Origin of the sequence: Enterobacter cloacae complex sp. P1B, assembly GCF_014982345.1 — a bacterium.
In the GTDB taxonomy this organism is placed as follows: domain Bacteria; phylum Pseudomonadota; class Gammaproteobacteria; order Enterobacterales; family Enterobacteriaceae; genus Enterobacter; species Enterobacter bugandensis.
In genome coordinates this window covers 116,244-133,399 of sequence record NZ_JADCLF010000002.1, presented here as the reverse complement: position 1 = coordinate 133,399, position 17,156 = coordinate 116,244, and the positions used below count along the sequence as shown (strand labels likewise).

Below are 17,156 nucleotides of genomic sequence, written 5' to 3'. Positions count from 1 at the left end.
CTCTAATAATGGATGAGTAATGAAACTTTCAAAAATTGCACTTGCCCTCGCAACAGTGACCGTTGCATCTTCGGCATTTGCTCACGGATATATTGAATCTCCTGCCAGCCGCGCCTATATGTGTAAGCTGGGTCAAAATATTGATTGCGGCTCCGTACAGTATGAACCGCAGAGCGTAGAGAAAACCTCCGGCTTCCCGACCGGGGCAGAGCCAGCAGACGGACACCTCGCCAGCGCGGGTATCTCTCAATATTCTCAACTGGATAAGCAGAGCCTGAATGCGTGGACTAAAAACCCGATGACCGCGGGCCCGCATGAATTTGTCTGGCACCATACTGCGCCGCACAAAACTACCAACTGGCGTTATTACATTACCAAACAAAACTGGGACCCAAATAAACCGCTAACTCGCGATCAGTTTGAATTAACCCCGTTCTGTACAATTAACGGAAATAGCCAGGCGCCAGCCGTAACTAAATCCATGACCTGTAATGTTCCTGAACGCACAGGTTATCAGGTAATTTACGGCGTATGGGAAATTGCAGATACCACAAACAGCTTCTATCAGGCTATCGACGTTGATTTCGGGAATGGCGGCAACGTTACCCCGGACGAAACACCTGCGGTTGTGTCCGAGTGGAGCAAAACCCTGAGCGGCCAGATTGCCGGTAATAACCTGAACGTGGGCGATAAAGTTATCGCACGCTTCTTCGACGCCCACGGCGAAGTGACCGCCATGCGCACCGAGATGACCATCGGCTCTGCTGAACAAGGCGACGCTAACCAGTGGTCCTACGATCTGGCGCAGAAGATCAACACCGCGCAGCACGACGTGCGCGTCGGCGTGAAGGATGAAGCCGGTGACATCAGCCCGGTTCACGGCGCCAACAGCGTATTCGTGAAAGACGGCAGCACGCTGCAGTCCGTTGCTATCTCTTATGAAGAGCAAAAAGCGCAGGTGAATGAGACCATTGCCGTTACCGATCTGCAATACAGCAAAATCGAACATGGCAACGCGACCGTGACCTTCCACGTGAATACGCAGGGTGACGTGAATTTTGAAGCACACGTGATGAACCACCACGGTGCGGAAAAAGGCTACCTGAAGCAGGACATGAACAACAGCAATCAGGACGTCACCATGACCCTGACCGACGTGACCGCCGGTCACCACATGCTGAAATACTACGCGACCAATAAAGACGGCACCCTGTTCGCGCAGGACGTCCTGAACCTGATGCTGGAAGGCGATGCCGCTGCGGATAGCACCGGCCACCACGACTTTACCTTCCCGGACAATATCGCGTCGTACAAGGCAGGTACCGTGGTGCTTCAGCCTAAAGACGGTAAGACCTACGAATGTAAGCCTTTCCCGTACAGCGGCTTCTGCGTGCAGTACAGCCCAACCGCAAACCAGTATGAGCCAGGCGTTGGCGCACACTGGAAAGAGGCGTGGGTTCTGAAGAACTGAGTGGCCTTTACGCCCGGCGGCACTTCGTTTGCCGGGCCTACACACCACGCAGGCCCGGCAAGCGCAGCGCCACCGGGCATGCGTGTTACTGATTTCGCGTGGCGCGTAGCAGCGTCTCCAGCGGATAGACCGCCGCAATCACCACCTCATCCTGCACCTTCGCCGCGCTGTCCAGCTCGCTCTGGATCGACGCGATCTCTTTGTCGTCCAGCGTCCCCTGACGCGCCACCAGATCCGTCAGCCTCAGGCCAATCGAGGCCAGCTTATCCACCTCCAGAATGACCGGCTTAATGGCCTTCAGCTGATAGCTGTTTTCGCTCAAGGCCAGCACGTCGCTGGTGTTGTTCTGCCAGCGGTTAAAGACGTGGCGCAGCGCCTCGGCGCTCTCCGTGTCTTCCGCGTCGCTCACCAGGCGGTCCGCCCACTTGTGCATCTGGCGCACGGTGGCGCTTTCGGCGTTCAACGCATCTGCAAGTCTGTTAAGCGGCTCAAACTGATGGTAGTTTCCGGCCTGGAACTTCAGGTGCTGGCGGGTGTAATACTGGGCCGGCTCGAGCGCCTGGGCGAGGATTTGCAGCGGCAGGGTGTCGGCATTGTTAGCGAGGCGCGTGAACTGCACCTGCTGCTGGGTATGCTGCTGCAGCCCGACGGACACCGTCGACCAGCTGTCCATCGCCTGCAGGCGGGTATACATATTATCGACGTCGTTGACGTCCTGCGCGGACCACAGCCGCTCCGCCACCGCAAAGGCGCGCGGCCACAGGCGGATGTCCAGCACCGGCGCGACCACGTTTTCCGCCCACAGCGCGGCTTCGCCGCCGAGCAGGTTGGCCTGATTCGCCACGTCCGGCACGACCGGAGGGGTACCTATCGGCACGTCGTCCAGACGCGCGCCGCTAATCGGGTAGCGGGTGTTTCCCACCAGGAAATAGCCGGTGAGTTTGTCGTTATCAACGTTGACCACCGGGCGCGTTTCACCCATCCAGGTGTCGACGGTAAAGGTCACCTGGTTGTCGTCGCGCCACTGAATGTTATTCACCGCCCGACGCGATTTCCCGGCAAAATCAATAAAACCGCGCCACCCGGCGTCGCCTTTCACCAGCGTAAAGCTGCCTTCCACAGGCTTGCCCTTCAGGCGCGGCATGGAGAAAGCCCAGCTCTGGACGCTGTCGGTGTCCGCTATCACGTCCACGCCATTCAGCCCCTGCGGCACAATTTCGTTGCGGTAGTGATAGGCGGTGGACTGGGGCTGGTCGAGGTAGAAGCCGGTTGAAAGAATGCCCTTATAGCCGTTCTGCGCCACCTGCCCCAGCGCGTCTTGTCCCTGCCAGGACTGGATCAGAATGCTTTTCGGCAGATCGGGATGGTAGATCTCATCCCAGCCGACCATCTGCCGGTGGTGCTTCTCAAGGATCGACTCCAGCTTGCGGTTGAAATACGCCTGCAGCGCGTGGCTGTCCGCCAGTTTGTTGTCGCGCATAAATCTCTGGATCGCCGCGTTTGCCTTCCACTGGCTGTCGTCCACCTCATCGCCGCCGATATGCAGATACGGATCGGGGAAGATCGCCGCCAGTTCGCTGACCATCGCGTCGGCAAAGGTGTAGGTCGCCTCTTTGGTGGGATCCAGCACCGGCTTCAGCACGCCCCAGTGGCGCTCCATAGCGTACGGCCCCGGCGCGCTCATCAGTTCTGGATAGGCGACGGCAATCGCTGAGGCGTGGCCCGGCATATCGATTTCCGGCACCACGCGTATGCCGCGTTCGGCAGCGTAACGCACAATCTCGCGCATCTGCTCAGGGGTGTAGAACAGCCCGTCGCTGGCAAGCTGGGTTAATTTTGGATAACGCTTCGAGGTAAAGCGCCAGCCCTGATCGTCAGTCAGATGCCAGTGCAGGACGTTGAGCTTGGCCGCAGCCATGCCGTCGATCTGACGCTTGATATCGGGTAACGGGATGAAATGGCGCGCCGAATCGAGCAGCAGCCCACGCCACGGGAAGCGCGGCGAATCTTCGATGGTGACCCACGGAATCGAGGTGTTTTCGGCACCGTTCTGCATCAACTGGAGCAAGGTTTCCATTGCGCGCAATGCGCCAAAGCGGGTGTTAGCGGAGATGTTCACGCCGTTGGCATCCACTATGAGTTTGTAGCTCTCATCGCTGTCCGGCAGCGGCTGCGGCTTCACCTTTTTAGCGATGGCGATACGGATGGTCGGCTTGTCAGGTTTTTCGGCCTGTGGCTGTAGCGTCCAGCCGGTTTGCAGCGCAATGCGCTGGCGCAGGCGGTTGACCGCGTCCCCCAGATCGTCGCCGCTGACGCTCACGGAGAGTTGATTGTTAAGCACCAGCGCGCCCTGCGTCGTCGGGCGTTCAACCTTCGCAGGCCAGGGCATCAGGGGAAGATCGCCTGCCGGCGCGGCAAAAGCGGAGGCGCCGAGCATAAGCCCGGCGGTTAAGAGACTGTACCGTAACATGAATGTTCCTTATCTGACGGGCCAAATACAGGCAAAACATTCTGTTAACATGCGTACAAATTGTCGTCAAGCGAATGCGCCGACGGAGATCACAGGTTGTTGAATTTGGGAGGAAAGCCAGATGCCGGGTGGCGGCTTCGCCTTACCCGGCCTACGTTTGGATTGTGGCAAAATGAGCTTACTGCCACCCATATCGACGCGCATAGAACCCTTTCACCATCTGGGTCAGCACCATATAACCCGCAAGAATCGCCACCAGCCACGGGAAGTAGCTCAGCGGCAGCGCCTGCAGCTGCAGGTAGCTTGCCAGCGGCGAGAACGGCAGCGCGATACCCAGCGCCATCACAATGCCCGTCATTACAATCAGCGGCCACGCGGCACGGCTCTGGATAAACGGAATGCGGCGCGTGCGGATCATGTGCACAATCAGCGTCTGGGACAGCAGCCCTACCACGAACCAGCCGGACTGGAACAGCGTCTGGTGTTCCGGGGTGTTGGCGTGGAACACAAACCACATCAGGCAGAAGGTCAGAATGTCGAAGATGGAGCTGATCGGCCCAAAGAACAGCATGAAGCGGCCCAAATCGGCCGGGTTCCAGCGCTGCGGCTTCTGGATCTGCTCGTCATCCACGTTATCAAACGGGATCGCTACCTGAGAGACATCGTACATCAGGTTCTGGATCAGCAGGTGCAGCGGCAGCATCGGCAGGAACGGCAGAAACGCGCTCGCCACCAGCACGCTGAAGACGTTACCGAAGTTGGAGCTGGCGGTCATTTTGATGTATTTGAGCATGTTGGCGAAGGTGCGACGCCCTTCGATGACGCCCTCCTCCAGCACCATCAGGCTCTTTTCCAGCAGGATGATATCCGCCGCTTCACGGGCGATATCCACGGCGCCGTCCACGGAGATGCCAATGTCCGCCGCACGCAGCGCGGGCGCATCGTTGATGCCGTCGCCCATAAAGCCCACCACGTGCCCTTCACGACGCAGCAGCGTCACAATGCGCTCTTTGTGCATCGGCGTCAGGCGGGCAAACAGCGTCGTGCGCTGGGCAAGCTGCGCCAGTTCGTCGTCGGTGAGGTGCTCAATGTCGCTCCCAACCACCACGTCGCCCGCGTCCAGCCCCACTTCGTGACACACTTTGGCCGCCACCAGCTCGCTGTCGCCGGTGAGAATTTTGACGGTGATGCCGCTCGCCTTCAGCGCCTTCAGCGCCGGTGCGGTGGTCTCTTTCGGCGGATCGAGGAATGCGATGTAACCCTCGAGGATCAAATCGGATTCGTCGATACGCTGATAGTCCCCCTCCCGCGCGGGCAGGAATTTGCTCGCCACCGCCACCACGCGCAGCCCCTGACGATTCAGGTTGTCGGTGACGCGCTTGATGCGGCGCAGCATGGTGTCGTCCAGCGGCACGATCTCCCCGTTATGGCGCACCTGCGTGGAGACGTTCAGGATCTCCTGCAGCGCGCCTTTGCAGATCAGCTGGTGCACGTCCGGCTGCTCGCTGACCACCACCGACATGCGGCGGCGCTCGAAGTCGAACGGGATTTCGTCCACCTTCTGCCAGCGGCCGGAGAGCGTACGGGCGGCCTCCTCGTCCACGCCTTCCAGCACCGCCACGTCGAGCAGGTTTTTCAGCCCGGTCTGGTAGTGGCTGTTCAGCCACGCGCTGTGGAGCACGCGCTCGCTGGTTTTACCGGCGATGTCGGTGTGGTTCTCCAGCACGATTTTATCCTGCGTCAGGGTGCCGGTTTTATCGGTGCAGAGAATGTCCATTGCGCCAAAGTTCTGGATGGCGTCGAGGTGTTTGACGATCACCTTTTGTTTAGAGAGTTTGACCGCCCCGCGCGCCAGCGTGGAGGTAACAATCATCGGCAGCATTTCCGGCGTCAGGCCGACGGCCACGGAGAGCGCAAACAGCGCCGCCTCCCACCAGTCGCCCTTGGTGTAGCCGTTGATCAGCAGCACGATTGGCGTCATAACCATCATAAAGCGGATCAGCAGCATGCTGACGCGGCCAATCCCTTTCTGGAACGCATTCGGCTCGCTCTCCTGCTCGCTGACGCGCCCGGCAAGCTGTCCAAACCAGGTATTGCCGCCGGTGGCGGTGACAATCGCCTGCGCCGTGCCGCTGACCACCGTGGTGCCCATAAAGCACAGGGTGTCGCACTCGAGCGGGTTCATCTGCTGCGGGTCGCGGCTGCGCGATACCTTCTCAACGGGCAGGGACTCGCCGGTCAGGGAGGCCTGCGCCACGAACAAATCGCGCGCCTGGATGATGCGTAAATCCGCCGGGATCATGTCTCCCGCCGCCAGCTTCACCAGGTCGCCCGGCACCAGCTGGTCAATGGGCAGCTCAACCCAGGCGTTTTCGCCGAGGTCGTTAATCACGCGCGAGACGGTCGCGGTGTTGCTGACCATCGCCTTCAGGGCGTCCGCCGCTTTGGTGGAGCGGGCTTCCTGAATGAAGTTCAGCAGCGTGGAGATACCCACCATCAGGGCAATCACGCCCGCGGCAAAGAGATCTTCCGTCGCGTAAGAGATGATGCCGAGCACGGTCAGCAGCAGGTTGAACGGGTTGCGGTAGCAGAGCCACAGGTGCACCCACCACGGAGAGGGCTTCTGCGCCGGGATCTGGTTATCGCCGTGCATGGCGCGGATTTTTTCCACTTCAGACGCGTTCAGCCCTTCCGGATGGCCGCCAAAGGCGCGCCAGACTTCGTTTTCATCCATCGCCGCCACGTTCAGGCAGCGTTCGGTCAGGGACGCCGGGATCGCCGCTCCTGCCATGTTTTTGGCATTGGGCAGCGGGTCGCGCTGAACAAGACGGTGTGGCAGATGGCGGCTCAGCAGCGCCTGCAGCTGCCGGGTGATATTTTTAAACATAGACATTCCTCCGCATCCGCCAGGCGGACGCAGCATTCCCTTCAGGCGTGGCAAAGCCGTACCTGTCAGGCACTCAATTTTTCAAGCAGGAACGTTTGGGACGTTGCTGCCTCACATTACCGGTGAGACAGCAAAAGCTGGCTTACCGGAAAGAACAAATTCTCCCATTCAGGAGAGGTGCGGGATCGGGATCCATAAAGCCTCCGGTAAGTAAAAAAACAGGGTGTCGCCGCGCAGTATAAAGATTTAAGCGTACCCTTTGTGACGATTCGGGCGGTATTATACGCGCCTGCAAATAAACAGTACGTAAACCAGACTTTGCCCATAGCGAAATCGCGCTATAGCATTAGGCTCAATTGACCATTTTGTCGTTGTTACAGGGAATACAGCATGCAGAACCGCCTTACGATTAAAGACATCGCGCGTTTAAGCGGCGTGGGGAAATCAACCGTCTCACGCGTGCTGAACAACGAAAGCGGCGTCAGCGAACGCACCCGCGAGCGCGTTGAGGCGGTCATGAATCAGCACGGTTTTTCCCCTTCCCGCTCCGCGCGCGCCATGCGCGGGCAGAGCGATAAAGTGGTTGCGATCATCGTTTCGCGTCTGGATTCCCTCTCCGAAAACCTCGCCGTTCAGACCATGCTGCCTGCCTTCTACGAGCAGGGCTATGATCCGATCATGATGGAGAGCCAGTTCTCGCCACAGCTGGTGGAAGAACATCTCGGCATGCTCCAGCGCCGTAACATTGACGGCGTGGTGCTGTTTGGTTTTACCGGCATTGACGAGGAGATGCTGAAACACTGGCAGCCGTCGCTGGTGCTGCTGGCGCGCGATGCCCACGGCTTTGCCTCCGTCTGTTATGACGATGAGGGGGCGATTATCACCCTGATGCAGCGCCTGTACGAAGAAGGCCACCGCCACATCAGCTATCTGGGCGTGCCGCACGCGGACGTTACCACCGGCAAGCGCCGCCACGAGGCCTATCTGGCCTTTTGCAAAAAGCACAATCTTCCTGCCGTGGCCTCCCTACCGGGGCTGGGCATGAAGCAGGGCTACGAGCAGGTCGCCAGCGTCCTGACGCCGCAGACCACCGCGCTGGTGTGCGCCACGGACACCCTTGCGCTGGGTGCCAGCAAGTATCTGCAGGAGCAGCGCATTGATAACCTGCAGGTGGCGAGCGTCGGCAGCACGCCGCTGATGAAGTTCCTGCACCCTGAAATTATCACCGTCGATCCGGGCTACGCCGAGTCCGGCAGACAGGCCGCCGCGCAGCTGATCGAGCAGATCAACGGGCGGAGCGAGCCGCGCCAGATCGTTATTCCTGCCCGTCTCTCATAACCCCCCTGAATCGTTTATTGTGATCTTCGCCCGATTTCGGGAACGTTCCCATTTTCGCCGTCACGCTGAAGGAGTAGGCTTGCGCTCAGGTCATTACCCCCCTCAACATCTGTCATGAGGTTTCATGATGAGTAAAGTCAAACAAGCAGATATCGATCGGCTGATCGTCCTGGTCGGCGGCCGCGAAAACATCGCCACCGTCAGCCATTGCATAACCCGCCTGCGCTTCGTGCTGAACGATCCGGCCAAGGCCAACCCGAAGGCGATTGAAGAGCTTTCCATGGTGAAAGGCTGCTTCACCAACGCCGGACAGTTCCAGGTGGTGATTGGTACCGAAGTGGGCGATTACTATCAGGCTCTGCTGGCGACCACCGGACACTCTTCTGCCGATAAAGAGCAGGCGAAGAAGGCGGCGCGCCAGAATATGAAGTGGCACGAGCAGCTGATTTCCCACTTTGCAGAAATCTTCTTCCCGCTGCTGCCGGCGCTGATCAGCGGGGGCTTAATTTTGGGCTTCCGTAACGTCATCGGCGATGTGCCGATGAGCGACGGTAAAACCCTGGCGCAGATGTACCCGGCGCTGCAAAGCATCTATGACTTCCTGTGGCTGATTGGCGAAGCGATTTTCTTCTATCTGCCGGTGGGGATTTGCTGGTCCGCCGTGCGCAAGATGGGCGGTACGCCAATTCTCGGTATCGTACTGGGCGTCACGCTGGTCTCTCCGCAGTTAATGAACGCTTACTTACTTGGTCAGCAGGTGCCTGAGGTATGGAACTTCGGCCTGTTTACCATCGCCAAGGTGGGCTATCAGGCGCAGGTCATTCCGGCCCTGCTGGCGGGTCTGGCGCTGGGCTTTATTGAGACGCGTCTGAAGCGCATCGTGCCGGATTACCTCTACCTGGTGGTGGTGCCGGTCTGCTCGCTGATCCTGGCCGTCTTCCTGGCGCACGCTTTTATCGGTCCGTTTGGCCGCATGATCGGCGACGGCGTGGCCTTCGCGGTGCGTCATCTGATGACCGGCAGCTTCGCGCCAATCGGTGCCGCGCTGTTTGGCTTCCTGTATGCCCCGCTGGTGATCACCGGCGTGCACCAGACCACGCTGGCCATCGATATGCAGATGATTCAGAGCCTCGGCGGTACCCCGGTCTGGCCGATTATCGCCCTCTCTAACATCGCACAGGCCTCTGCGGTGACCGGCATCATTATCGTTAGCCGTAAGCACAACGAGCGTGAGATCTCCGTTCCGGCGGCCATCTCCGCCTATCTCGGCGTCACCGAACCGGCGATGTACGGCATCAACCTGAAGTACCGCTTCCCGATGCTCTGCGCGATGATCGGCTCTGGCCTGGCGGGCCTGCTGTGCGGCCTGAACGGCGTGATGGCGAACGGGATTGGCGTCGGCGGCCTGCCGGGGATCCTCTCCATCCAGCCTACTTTCTGGCAGGTGTTTGCCCTGGCCATGGCGGTGGCGATTATCGTCCCCATGGCGCTCACCACCGTGGTTTACCAGCGTAAGTTCCGTCAGGGCACGCTGCAGATTGTTTAACTTCATCTTTCGGGGCGCAATTGCGCCCCTTCGCATTTGCAGGAACGCACTATGAATACCCTTCCTCACTGGTGGCAGAACGGCGTCATCTACCAGATTTACCCAAAGAGTTTTCAGGACACCACCGGCAGCGGCACCGGCGATCTGCGCGGCGTGACGCAGCGGCTGGATTACCTGAAAACCCTCGGCATCGACGCCATCTGGCTGACGCCGTTTTATATTTCCCCGCAGGTGGATAACGGCTACGACGTGGCGAATTACACCGCCATCGACCCGTCCTTCGGCACGCTGGATGACTTTGACGAGCTGGTTGCCGAAGCGCACGAACGCGGCATTCGCATCGTGCTGGATATGGTGTTTAACCATACTTCCACGCAGCACGCATGGTTCCGCGAGTCGCTGAACAAAGAGAGCCCGTACCGCCAGTTCTACATCTGGCGCGACGGCACGCCGGAGCAGCTCCCCAACAACTGGCGCTCCAAGTTTGGCGGCAACGCCTGGCGCTGGCACGCCGAGAGCGAGCAGTATTATCTTCACCTTTTCGCGCCCGAGCAGGCAGATCTCAACTGGGAAAACCCGGCGGTGCGCGCCGAGCTGAAAAAGGTATGCGAGTTCTGGGCCGATCGCGGCGTGGACGGCTTGCGTCTGGACGTGATTAACCTCATCTCTAAAGATCAGGATTTCCCGGACGACACCATTGGCGACGGTCGCCGCTTCTACACTGACGGCCCGCGCATCCACGAATATCTCCAGGAGATGAGCCGCGACGTCTTCACCCCGCGCAACCTGATGACGGTGGGCGAGATGTCGTCAACCTCGCTGGAGAACTGCCAGCAGTACGCGTCGCTCGACGGGCGCGAGCTGTCGATGACCTTTAACTTCCACCACCTGAAGGTGGACTACCCCGGCGGCGAAAAGTGGACGAAGGCAAAGCCGGACTTTGTGGCGCTGAAAACCCTCTTCCGCCACTGGCAGCAGGGGATGCACAACAAAGCCTGGAACGCGCTGTTCTGGTGTAACCACGACCAGCCGCGCATCGTGTCGCGCTTTGGCGACGAAGGGGAACACCGCGTTCACGCTGCAAAGATGCTCGGCATGGTGCTGCACGGCATGCAGGGCACGCCGTACATCTATCAGGGTGAAGAGCTGGGCATGACCAACCCGCACTTCAGCCGCATCACCGACTACCGCGACGTGGAAAGCCTGAACATGTTCGCTGAACTGCGGGCCAATGGCCGTGAGCCGGATGAATTACTGGCGATTCTGGCGAGTAAATCCCGCGATAACGGGCGAACCCCAATGCAGTGGGACGCGTCGCACAATGCGGGCTTTACCGAGGGCGAGCCGTGGATTGGGGTCTGCGATAACTATGAAACCGTGAATGCCCGTACGGCGCTGGACGACCCGGATTCAGTGTTCTACACCTATCAGTCGCTGATTCGTCTGCGCAAAGCCCTCCCGGTGCTGACGTGGGGAGATTATGAAGATCTCCTGCCGGAACACCCTTCCCTGTGGTGCTATCGCCGCCAGTGGCAGGGCCAGACGCTGATGGTGGTGGCAAACCTGAGCCGAGAGCGCCAGCAGTGGCAGCCGGACCCGGTACAGGGCGCATGGCAGGTCTCACTCAGCAACTATGAGGACGTCCCCTCTCGTCCCGATACGCTGCAACTGCGTCCGTTTGAAGCCATCTGGTGGGTGCAGGAATAAACGACAGGAGATACAGCATGCTGTATCTCCTTTTTTTATGTTTAGCGATACGCTAAATGTACGACGATAACTTTTACATCACGGCGTACCGAAAATAAAAATAGTCTTGCCAATTAAATAACCTCGGCAGGACATGATGAAAAAGACAATTATTAAAGTAACGTGTATTAGCGCATTATTATTGAGCACACAGGGATGGTGCGGAAATACGTCCGTCGACCTTCGCTTTGGCCATAATACGCGCTCTGACGTAAATGATTCTCGTATTAAGGTTATGCATCAGGCGGATAACGGTTTTTACTTCTCCGTTGAAGCCGCACAAAACCATAACGACACCTTTTTTGGTGATACCGACCGAAATAATCCCGATGACAAAGGATTAACGGAGGCGGCACAGGAGATTGAAACGCGCTGGCGCTTCAATCTGGGCAATGGCTTTGCCGTTGCGCCTGGCATGGTGACGGTTTTCACCCCCAGTAATACCCACTATCGCCCCTTCATTCAGGGCTGGAAAGCGTTTGATAACGGTCTGAACCTCTCTGCCCGTTACCGTTATAACACCATCAATGACGCGCACAGCGACAAAGAACTCGACGGCAGCGGCTATACCCGCCGCCAGTCACACCAGTTCGACATTTGGTTCGCGTACAACATTGGCAAATTCGGTATGTCCTACAACCCGCGCTTCCGCTGGCAGGATAATGTCGATCAGGGAACCGGGGATGATACCTACTGGGAGCATACCGTTGCGTTCAACTACCAGCTCGACGATGGCTGGACGCCTTACGTCGAGCTGGTGTCACTGGATAAAACCTATATCAACAATGACGGCAACCATGAAAATGATTATGCCGTACGTCTGGGGATAGTGAAGCAGCTCTGACGGCCTGACTACACCGTATCGTGCTGCAGCAGCCTGCAGCCGATACGGTCCACGGCGCTTAACAGTTCAAGCTGGCCCTCCCGCTGATACAGCGATACCGCGTTAATGTCGATCGATAACGGCCAGCATAGCGTTGAGATCGACGCCAGCGTCGCCCCCTGACGGGTAATTGCAATAATCTTTAAGCCCTTGCGCAGCGCGTTTCGCGCCATTTCTATCAGCGACTGTGTCTCCCCGGATTTGCTGATCAGCACCAGCGTCCCCTTCGATACCCGTGTCAGCTGGTGCATGTCATTCAAAATAAGATGCGGCAGGCTCGCCAGCGATAAAAAGCGCGACAGGTAGTTGAGGCTGGTAAGCGAGGCGCCGCGTGCGTACAGATAGATATGGCTGGAATGGATGAGCAGTCTGGACACCTCCGCCACAATGTCGTCCGCCTGCGGACCCGCGTCGGGCACTGCAGGCGCAGAGGTAAAATGATCGCGTAAAAAACGATACCGAAGCTCGGTATAGCTTTTATATCCCATTTTTTTACACACACGATTAACGGATGTTGTCGTTGTAAAGGTATCACGGGCAATCTCTTTTGCCGAAATATTAGAAATATTACACGCGTGATGCTGAATGTATTCAAATATCAAGCGTTCACTTCCCTGGAATGAATTCATATATTACACCCTGTTTAATCCCGGCATGATATTAACACAACAGAGAAATAGTCTCTGGAAGGCGCTTCACACATTGCATTTACGCGTATCACGATACGTAATTAGTATTAGCAAACGTTAAAAACTGTTTTAGGTTCTCTTTATACTTTCCCTGTTTTCACATCCAGGGAATTATGACAATGACGAAACAAAAAGTTGTCGCGGTGACGGCGTGCCCGACGGGCATTGCACATACCTTTATGGCGGCGAATAAAATTATTGCATGGGCTAAAGAGCACAATATTGAGGTTAAGGTCGAAACGCAGGGCAGCGACGGCGTTAAAAACCGCTTAACGAAGCAGGATATCGCCTCCGCCACGGCCATTATTCTGGCAACCGACGTCCCCATTCAGGATGCCGAGCGCTTTGAAAACATTCCCCACCTTCAGACCCGCACGCAAGAGCTGATCAAGCATACCGATCGCTATCTGCGTCAGGCGCTTGCCATGGAAAAAAACGTCACGACTGTCGTACATGAAGACGAACTCCAGCCTTCGGCTTACCAGATTTTTATTGGCCATATCATGGCGGCCATCAGCTATATGCTGCCGGTGGTGGTCATGGGCGGGCTGATGATGGCAACGGCCAAAATTACCGGCCAGTTTATTAACATCGACCATTCGCCGTTCAGCGTGCTGGATAAAGTGGGCTTTATGACCATTAAGTTCATGTATCCGGTTTTCGCCATGTATCTGGCGTTTTCCATTGCCGGCAAACCGGCGCTGATCCCCGGACTTATCGGCGGCATCATGTCAGACGAGGTCTACAAGCGCTTCTTTGATATCGAAGGCTTTATGCCGTCCGGCTTTTTCGGCGCGATCGGCATTGGCTTTTTTGTGGGCTATCTGGTGCGCTGGCTGAATGATTCCATTCACGTCCGCCAGCAGCTCACCACCATCAAGACCATGCTTGTCGTCCCGCTTATCACCGGCATTACGCTGGTGATGGTCATGGAATATTTGATTAACCCGATTTTCGGCTCGCTTAACCAGCTGATGGTGGTCTTTTTTACCTCGGCAGGTGACACCGGGCGCGGATTCTATTCCGCGATGATCGCCGCAGGCACCGCGTTCGACCTGGGCGGCCCGGTCAACAAGGCGGCAGGCTCAGTCGCGCTCGGCCTGAATGGCATGAGCGAAACGTTTGATCTCACCGCCCGCGAACTCTCCATCGTGATCCCCTCTATTGGTGTCGGCTTTGCCGCGTTCCTCAACGGCCGCTTTGGACTACCGGATGTTTTTAGCCGGGAAGAGAAAACCGTTGGCAGCACCTCGTTGCTGTTGGGCGTGATTGGGATCTCCGAAGGCGCGATCCCGTTCATCCTGAAAAACCCACGTCTGATCCCGGTGTTCATGACCGGTGCCGTCGCCGGCGCGCTGGTCGCCATTGCACTCGGCGTGAAGCAGACGCTGCCGCTGCCTGCCATCTGGGGCTGGCCGCTGGCAACCAACGTGGCGGGCTACCTGGCGAGCGTCTTTATTGGCGCACTGATTTGCGCCCTGGGCGTGCTTTACGTCAGCCCAAAGAACGCCAGCTAAGGGGAAGGTCATGAATCAGATCCACGTCATTGCCCATACGCACTGGGATCAGGAGTGGTATTTCACCCGTCAGGACAGCATGGTGCTGGCGTCATATAACTTTGCGGACGTCATCGACACGCTGGAGCAGGACCCGGCTTACAGCTGCTATCACCTTGACGGACAGATGGCGGTGGTAGAGGACTTTCTCGCCATCAATCCCGAGTATCGCACCAGGCTGGAGACGCTGGTCAGAGCGAAAAGGATTTTTGTGGGGCCGTGGTATACCCAGACGGACACCTACAACGTGCATGGCGAATCCATTATCCGCAACCTCAAATACGGCATCTTCTCTGCCCGTAAGCTGGGGCACGCCATGCAGGTTGGGTATCTTCCGGATACCTTCGGCCACAATGCGCAGATGCCCACGATTTTGCAGGGCTGCAATATCGACAACATCGTCTTCTGGCGCGGCATCGATCACGACAGACAGGCGAAAAGCAGCCAGTTCCTCTGGCGCGCGCCGTCAGGGGAGACAGTTATCGCCTGCGCGATGGCGCTCGGTTATGGCGCGGCTAAAAACATCTCTTCAGACGCGAGCCATTTGCAGGGAAAAATCTATCCGATGGTCAATCTCCTGCGCTCGCGGGCCGGAATAAATGACCTGCTGCTGCCCTGCGGCGGCGATCAGGTCAGCATCGACCCGGCGCTGCCGAAAATCCTGCAGGTCGCCAGCGCACGCTCCCCGGATGAGGACCGGTACGTCATCAGTTCGCTGGAGCGATACGTCGACATTCTGCGCGCGCAGCGTGAGCAGTTTGAATTCTGGGAAGGAGAGCTGAAATCGCCGCGCTACACCCGCATCCATAAAACGATCGGCTCCGTGCGCTACGACATTAAAAAGAAAAATGATGCAGTTGAGCAGTTCATCCTGCGGCAGCTGGAGCCGACAATCGCCATGGCGCGTCACCAGGGGCTGCCGGTCAACCTCTCGGTGGTCGATACGCTCTGGAAGAAGCTGTTGCGAAGCCATGCCCATGACTCCATCGGCGGCTGTAACAGCGATGCCACCAACCGTGATATTTTGCATCGACTGGAGCAAACCGAACAGCTGTGCCACAGCCTGTGGAATCTGGTGGTGAAAACCCTGGCCGCCGCCTGCGCTCGGGAAGGCGATCTGCTGATTTTTAACCCGCTGGGCACGCAAACGCAGCGCGTGGTGAAAACCACTCTCTATAGCCGCGCTGAAAATATCGCCCTGATGTATCAGGGGCAGGCCATCCCCTTCGACGTCCTGAAAAGAGACGTGTTGCCCGGCGGAACGGCGATCTCCCTTAACGCCGAAGGCGAGTGTGAAACGCCCCTTCCCCCTTATTACCGCTGGCACGTTGCTGTGAAAACACCGGTTCTGCCGCCGGTCGGCTATCTCAGCGTTAACGTTGAAGATGACCCGGCGCCTTTCCGGCAGCCTGAACAGACAACGGGCAGCGAGATAGAGAATGCACAGTATCGATTAACGCTGGACGACGGAACGCTAACCCTGCACGACAAACGCAGCGGCAGATGCATCCCCTCGTTCTTTACCCTTGAAGACTGTGCGGATGCCGGCGACAGCTACGATTTCTCACCGCTTGCGGGCGATACGCCGACGCGATGCGACCATTTCACACTCGTCGGCTGCCTGAAAACGCCGCTTGTCGAAAAGCTGATCGTTGAAGCCATCCTGTTTCTTCCGCCAGATCTCGCCGGACGCCAGGATACTGCCCGAACGCCGTTATCCATTCGTCTGGAGTGCACATTACGCGAAGACGATCCGAACCTGTACGTCGAGGCTTCGCTGGAAAACAGCCACTGCGATCACCGGCTACGTTTACTGATCGGCAGCGATATTCGCACCCGTCACGCTATCGCCTCCCAGCCCTTCGCGATAATCCAGCGCGATACGGGGTGTGAGAGTGGAAACTGGCAGGAGCGCTATCGCGAGATGCCCGTGGATATCGAAACCACCGAAGGCATTATTGCTGTCGCGGAAGCGGGCAAAGCGCTGGTGGTGAATAGTCGCGGTATGAAGGAATTTCAGATTATCGGCAGCGAACCCGCGACGATTGCCCTGTCGTTATTTAAAGCGACGGGCGTGCTCGGGCGCAACGATCTCGACTGGCGACCGGGCCGGGCGTCCGGCATTAATAATACGGTGGTTGAGACCCCCGACGCCCAGTTACTGAAACCGCTGCACTTTTCATTTACCGTCGCGCTGGCCGACAGCGCCGATCATCTCACGCTTCGCCAACTGGAAAATCAGGCGGCCGGACAGCCTTTCACCTACCAACGGCAATCGTTACACACGCTCGATCACCGTCTTGAGCGCTTTGCGTTGCGTCTGCCCGAGCATCAGCTTCCGGCACAATTCTCATTATTGACCCTGCCGGAGCCGCTAGTCCTTTCTGCCCTGCCCCATGCGCAACGGTCGAATGGCACCGTCGTCCGGGTGTTTAACGCCGGGACGCAGCCGGTTCCCGTCCCGGAAAGTCTGGTGGGGCTACGTCAGATCAACTATCTGGAAGAGCCTGTGCCGCCGGTAACGGCAATCCCCCCTTTCGCAACCTGCGATTTTTTGATGGAGGCTTAAT

10 protein-coding genes are annotated in these 17,156 nt (G+C 57.9%); 7 read left to right on the top strand and 3 right to left on the bottom strand.

Annotation, left to right across the window (positions count from 1 at the left end; genetic code table 11):
* Window positions 1–19: 19 nt before the first annotated feature.
* Window positions 20–1,471 (top strand): N-acetylglucosamine-binding protein GbpA, encoded by a 1,452-nt coding sequence (gene gbpA / locus INF77_RS01240; RefSeq protein WP_045259606.1) that lies wholly within the window; start codon window positions 20–22, stop codon window positions 1,469–1,471.
* A gap of 85 nt (window positions 1,472–1,556) precedes the next feature.
* Here the strand turns inward: gbpA and INF77_RS01235 are convergent, their stop codons facing one another.
* Window positions 1,557–3,941 carry a beta-N-acetylhexosaminidase gene (locus tag INF77_RS01235; protein ID WP_193532135.1) on the bottom strand — a complete coding sequence of 795 codons (2,385 nt, stop codon included), beginning with the start codon at window positions 3,939–3,941 and terminating at the stop codon, window positions 1,557–1,559.
* Between the two features lie 178 nt (window positions 3,942–4,119).
* Window positions 4,120–6,828 carry a magnesium-translocating P-type ATPase gene (gene mgtA, locus INF77_RS01230; protein ID WP_193532134.1) on the bottom strand — a complete coding sequence of 903 codons (2,709 nt, stop codon included), beginning with the start codon at window positions 6,826–6,828 and terminating at the stop codon, window positions 4,120–4,122.
* 390 nt (window positions 6,829–7,218) lie between these two features.
* Between mgtA and treR the strand changes: the two genes are divergently transcribed.
* From treR to INF77_RS01210, 4 genes are all read left to right on the top strand, one after another.
* On the top strand, window positions 7,219–8,166 hold the full coding sequence (gene treR / locus INF77_RS01225; RefSeq protein ID WP_028015312.1) for a trehalose operon repressor TreR: 948 nt from the start codon (window positions 7,219–7,221) through the stop codon (window positions 8,164–8,166).
* A 127-nt stretch (window positions 8,167–8,293) separates the two neighbouring features.
* Window positions 8,294–9,712: a PTS trehalose transporter subunit IIBC gene (gene treB / locus INF77_RS01220; RefSeq protein WP_045259643.1), complete on the top strand. Its 1,419-nt coding sequence runs from the start codon at window positions 8,294–8,296 to the stop codon at window positions 9,710–9,712.
* A 51-nt stretch (window positions 9,713–9,763) separates the two neighbouring features.
* The gene (gene treC / locus INF77_RS01215) at window positions 9,764–11,419 is read left to right on the top strand and encodes an alpha,alpha-phosphotrehalase (protein ID WP_150144672.1); all 1,656 of its coding nucleotides are present in this window, start codon (window positions 9,764–9,766) and stop codon (window positions 11,417–11,419) included.
* Window positions 11,420–11,555: 136 nt separating this feature from the next.
* On the top strand, window positions 11,556–12,302 hold the full coding sequence (locus INF77_RS01210) for an oligogalacturonate-specific porin KdgM family protein (RefSeq protein ID WP_028015309.1): 747 nt from the start codon (window positions 11,556–11,558) through the stop codon (window positions 12,300–12,302).
* Window positions 12,303–12,310: 8 nt separating this feature from the next.
* Here the strand turns inward: INF77_RS01210 and INF77_RS01205 are convergent, their stop codons facing one another.
* Window positions 12,311–12,970 (bottom strand): MurR/RpiR family transcriptional regulator, encoded by a 660-nt coding sequence (locus INF77_RS01205; RefSeq protein WP_192979081.1) that lies wholly within the window; start codon window positions 12,968–12,970, stop codon window positions 12,311–12,313.
* A gap of 179 nt (window positions 12,971–13,149) precedes the next feature.
* On the opposite strand from INF77_RS01205, the gene INF77_RS01200 reads away from it, so the two are divergent.
* Both INF77_RS01200 and INF77_RS01195 read left to right on the top strand, forming a co-directional pair.
* Window positions 13,150–14,547, top strand: coding sequence for a PTS fructose transporter subunit IIC (locus INF77_RS01200; protein ID WP_072058717.1), 1,398 nt, complete (start codon window positions 13,150–13,152; stop codon window positions 14,545–14,547).
* A gap of 10 nt (window positions 14,548–14,557) precedes the next feature.
* On the top strand, window positions 14,558–17,155 hold the full coding sequence (locus INF77_RS01195; RefSeq protein WP_193532133.1) for a glycoside hydrolase family 38 C-terminal domain-containing protein: 2,598 nt from the start codon (window positions 14,558–14,560) through the stop codon (window positions 17,153–17,155).
* Window position 17,156 lies beyond the last annotated feature (1 nt).

Coding starts and splice junctions, on each gene's coding strand:
- gbpA (WP_045259606.1), top strand. CDS start 20: ATGAAACTTTCAAAAATTGCACTTGCCCTCGCAACAGTGACCGTTGCA.
- INF77_RS01235 (WP_193532135.1), bottom strand. CDS start 3,941: ATGTTACGGTACAGTCTCTTAACCGCCGGGCTTATGCTCGGCGCCTCC.
- mgtA (WP_193532134.1), bottom strand. CDS start 6,828: ATGTTTAAAAATATCACCCGGCAGCTGCAGGCGCTGCTGAGCCGCCAT.
- treR (WP_028015312.1), top strand. CDS start 7,219: ATGCAGAACCGCCTTACGATTAAAGACATCGCGCGTTTAAGCGGCGTG.
- treB (WP_045259643.1), top strand. CDS start 8,294: ATGAGTAAAGTCAAACAAGCAGATATCGATCGGCTGATCGTCCTGGTC.
- treC (WP_150144672.1), top strand. CDS start 9,764: ATGAATACCCTTCCTCACTGGTGGCAGAACGGCGTCATCTACCAGATT.
- INF77_RS01210 (WP_028015309.1), top strand. CDS start 11,556: ATGAAAAAGACAATTATTAAAGTAACGTGTATTAGCGCATTATTATTG.
- INF77_RS01205 (WP_192979081.1), bottom strand. CDS start 12,970: ATGAATTCATTCCAGGGAAGTGAACGCTTGATATTTGAATACATTCAG.
- INF77_RS01200 (WP_072058717.1), top strand. CDS start 13,150: ATGACGAAACAAAAAGTTGTCGCGGTGACGGCGTGCCCGACGGGCATT.
- INF77_RS01195 (WP_193532133.1), top strand. CDS start 14,558: ATGAATCAGATCCACGTCATTGCCCATACGCACTGGGATCAGGAGTGG.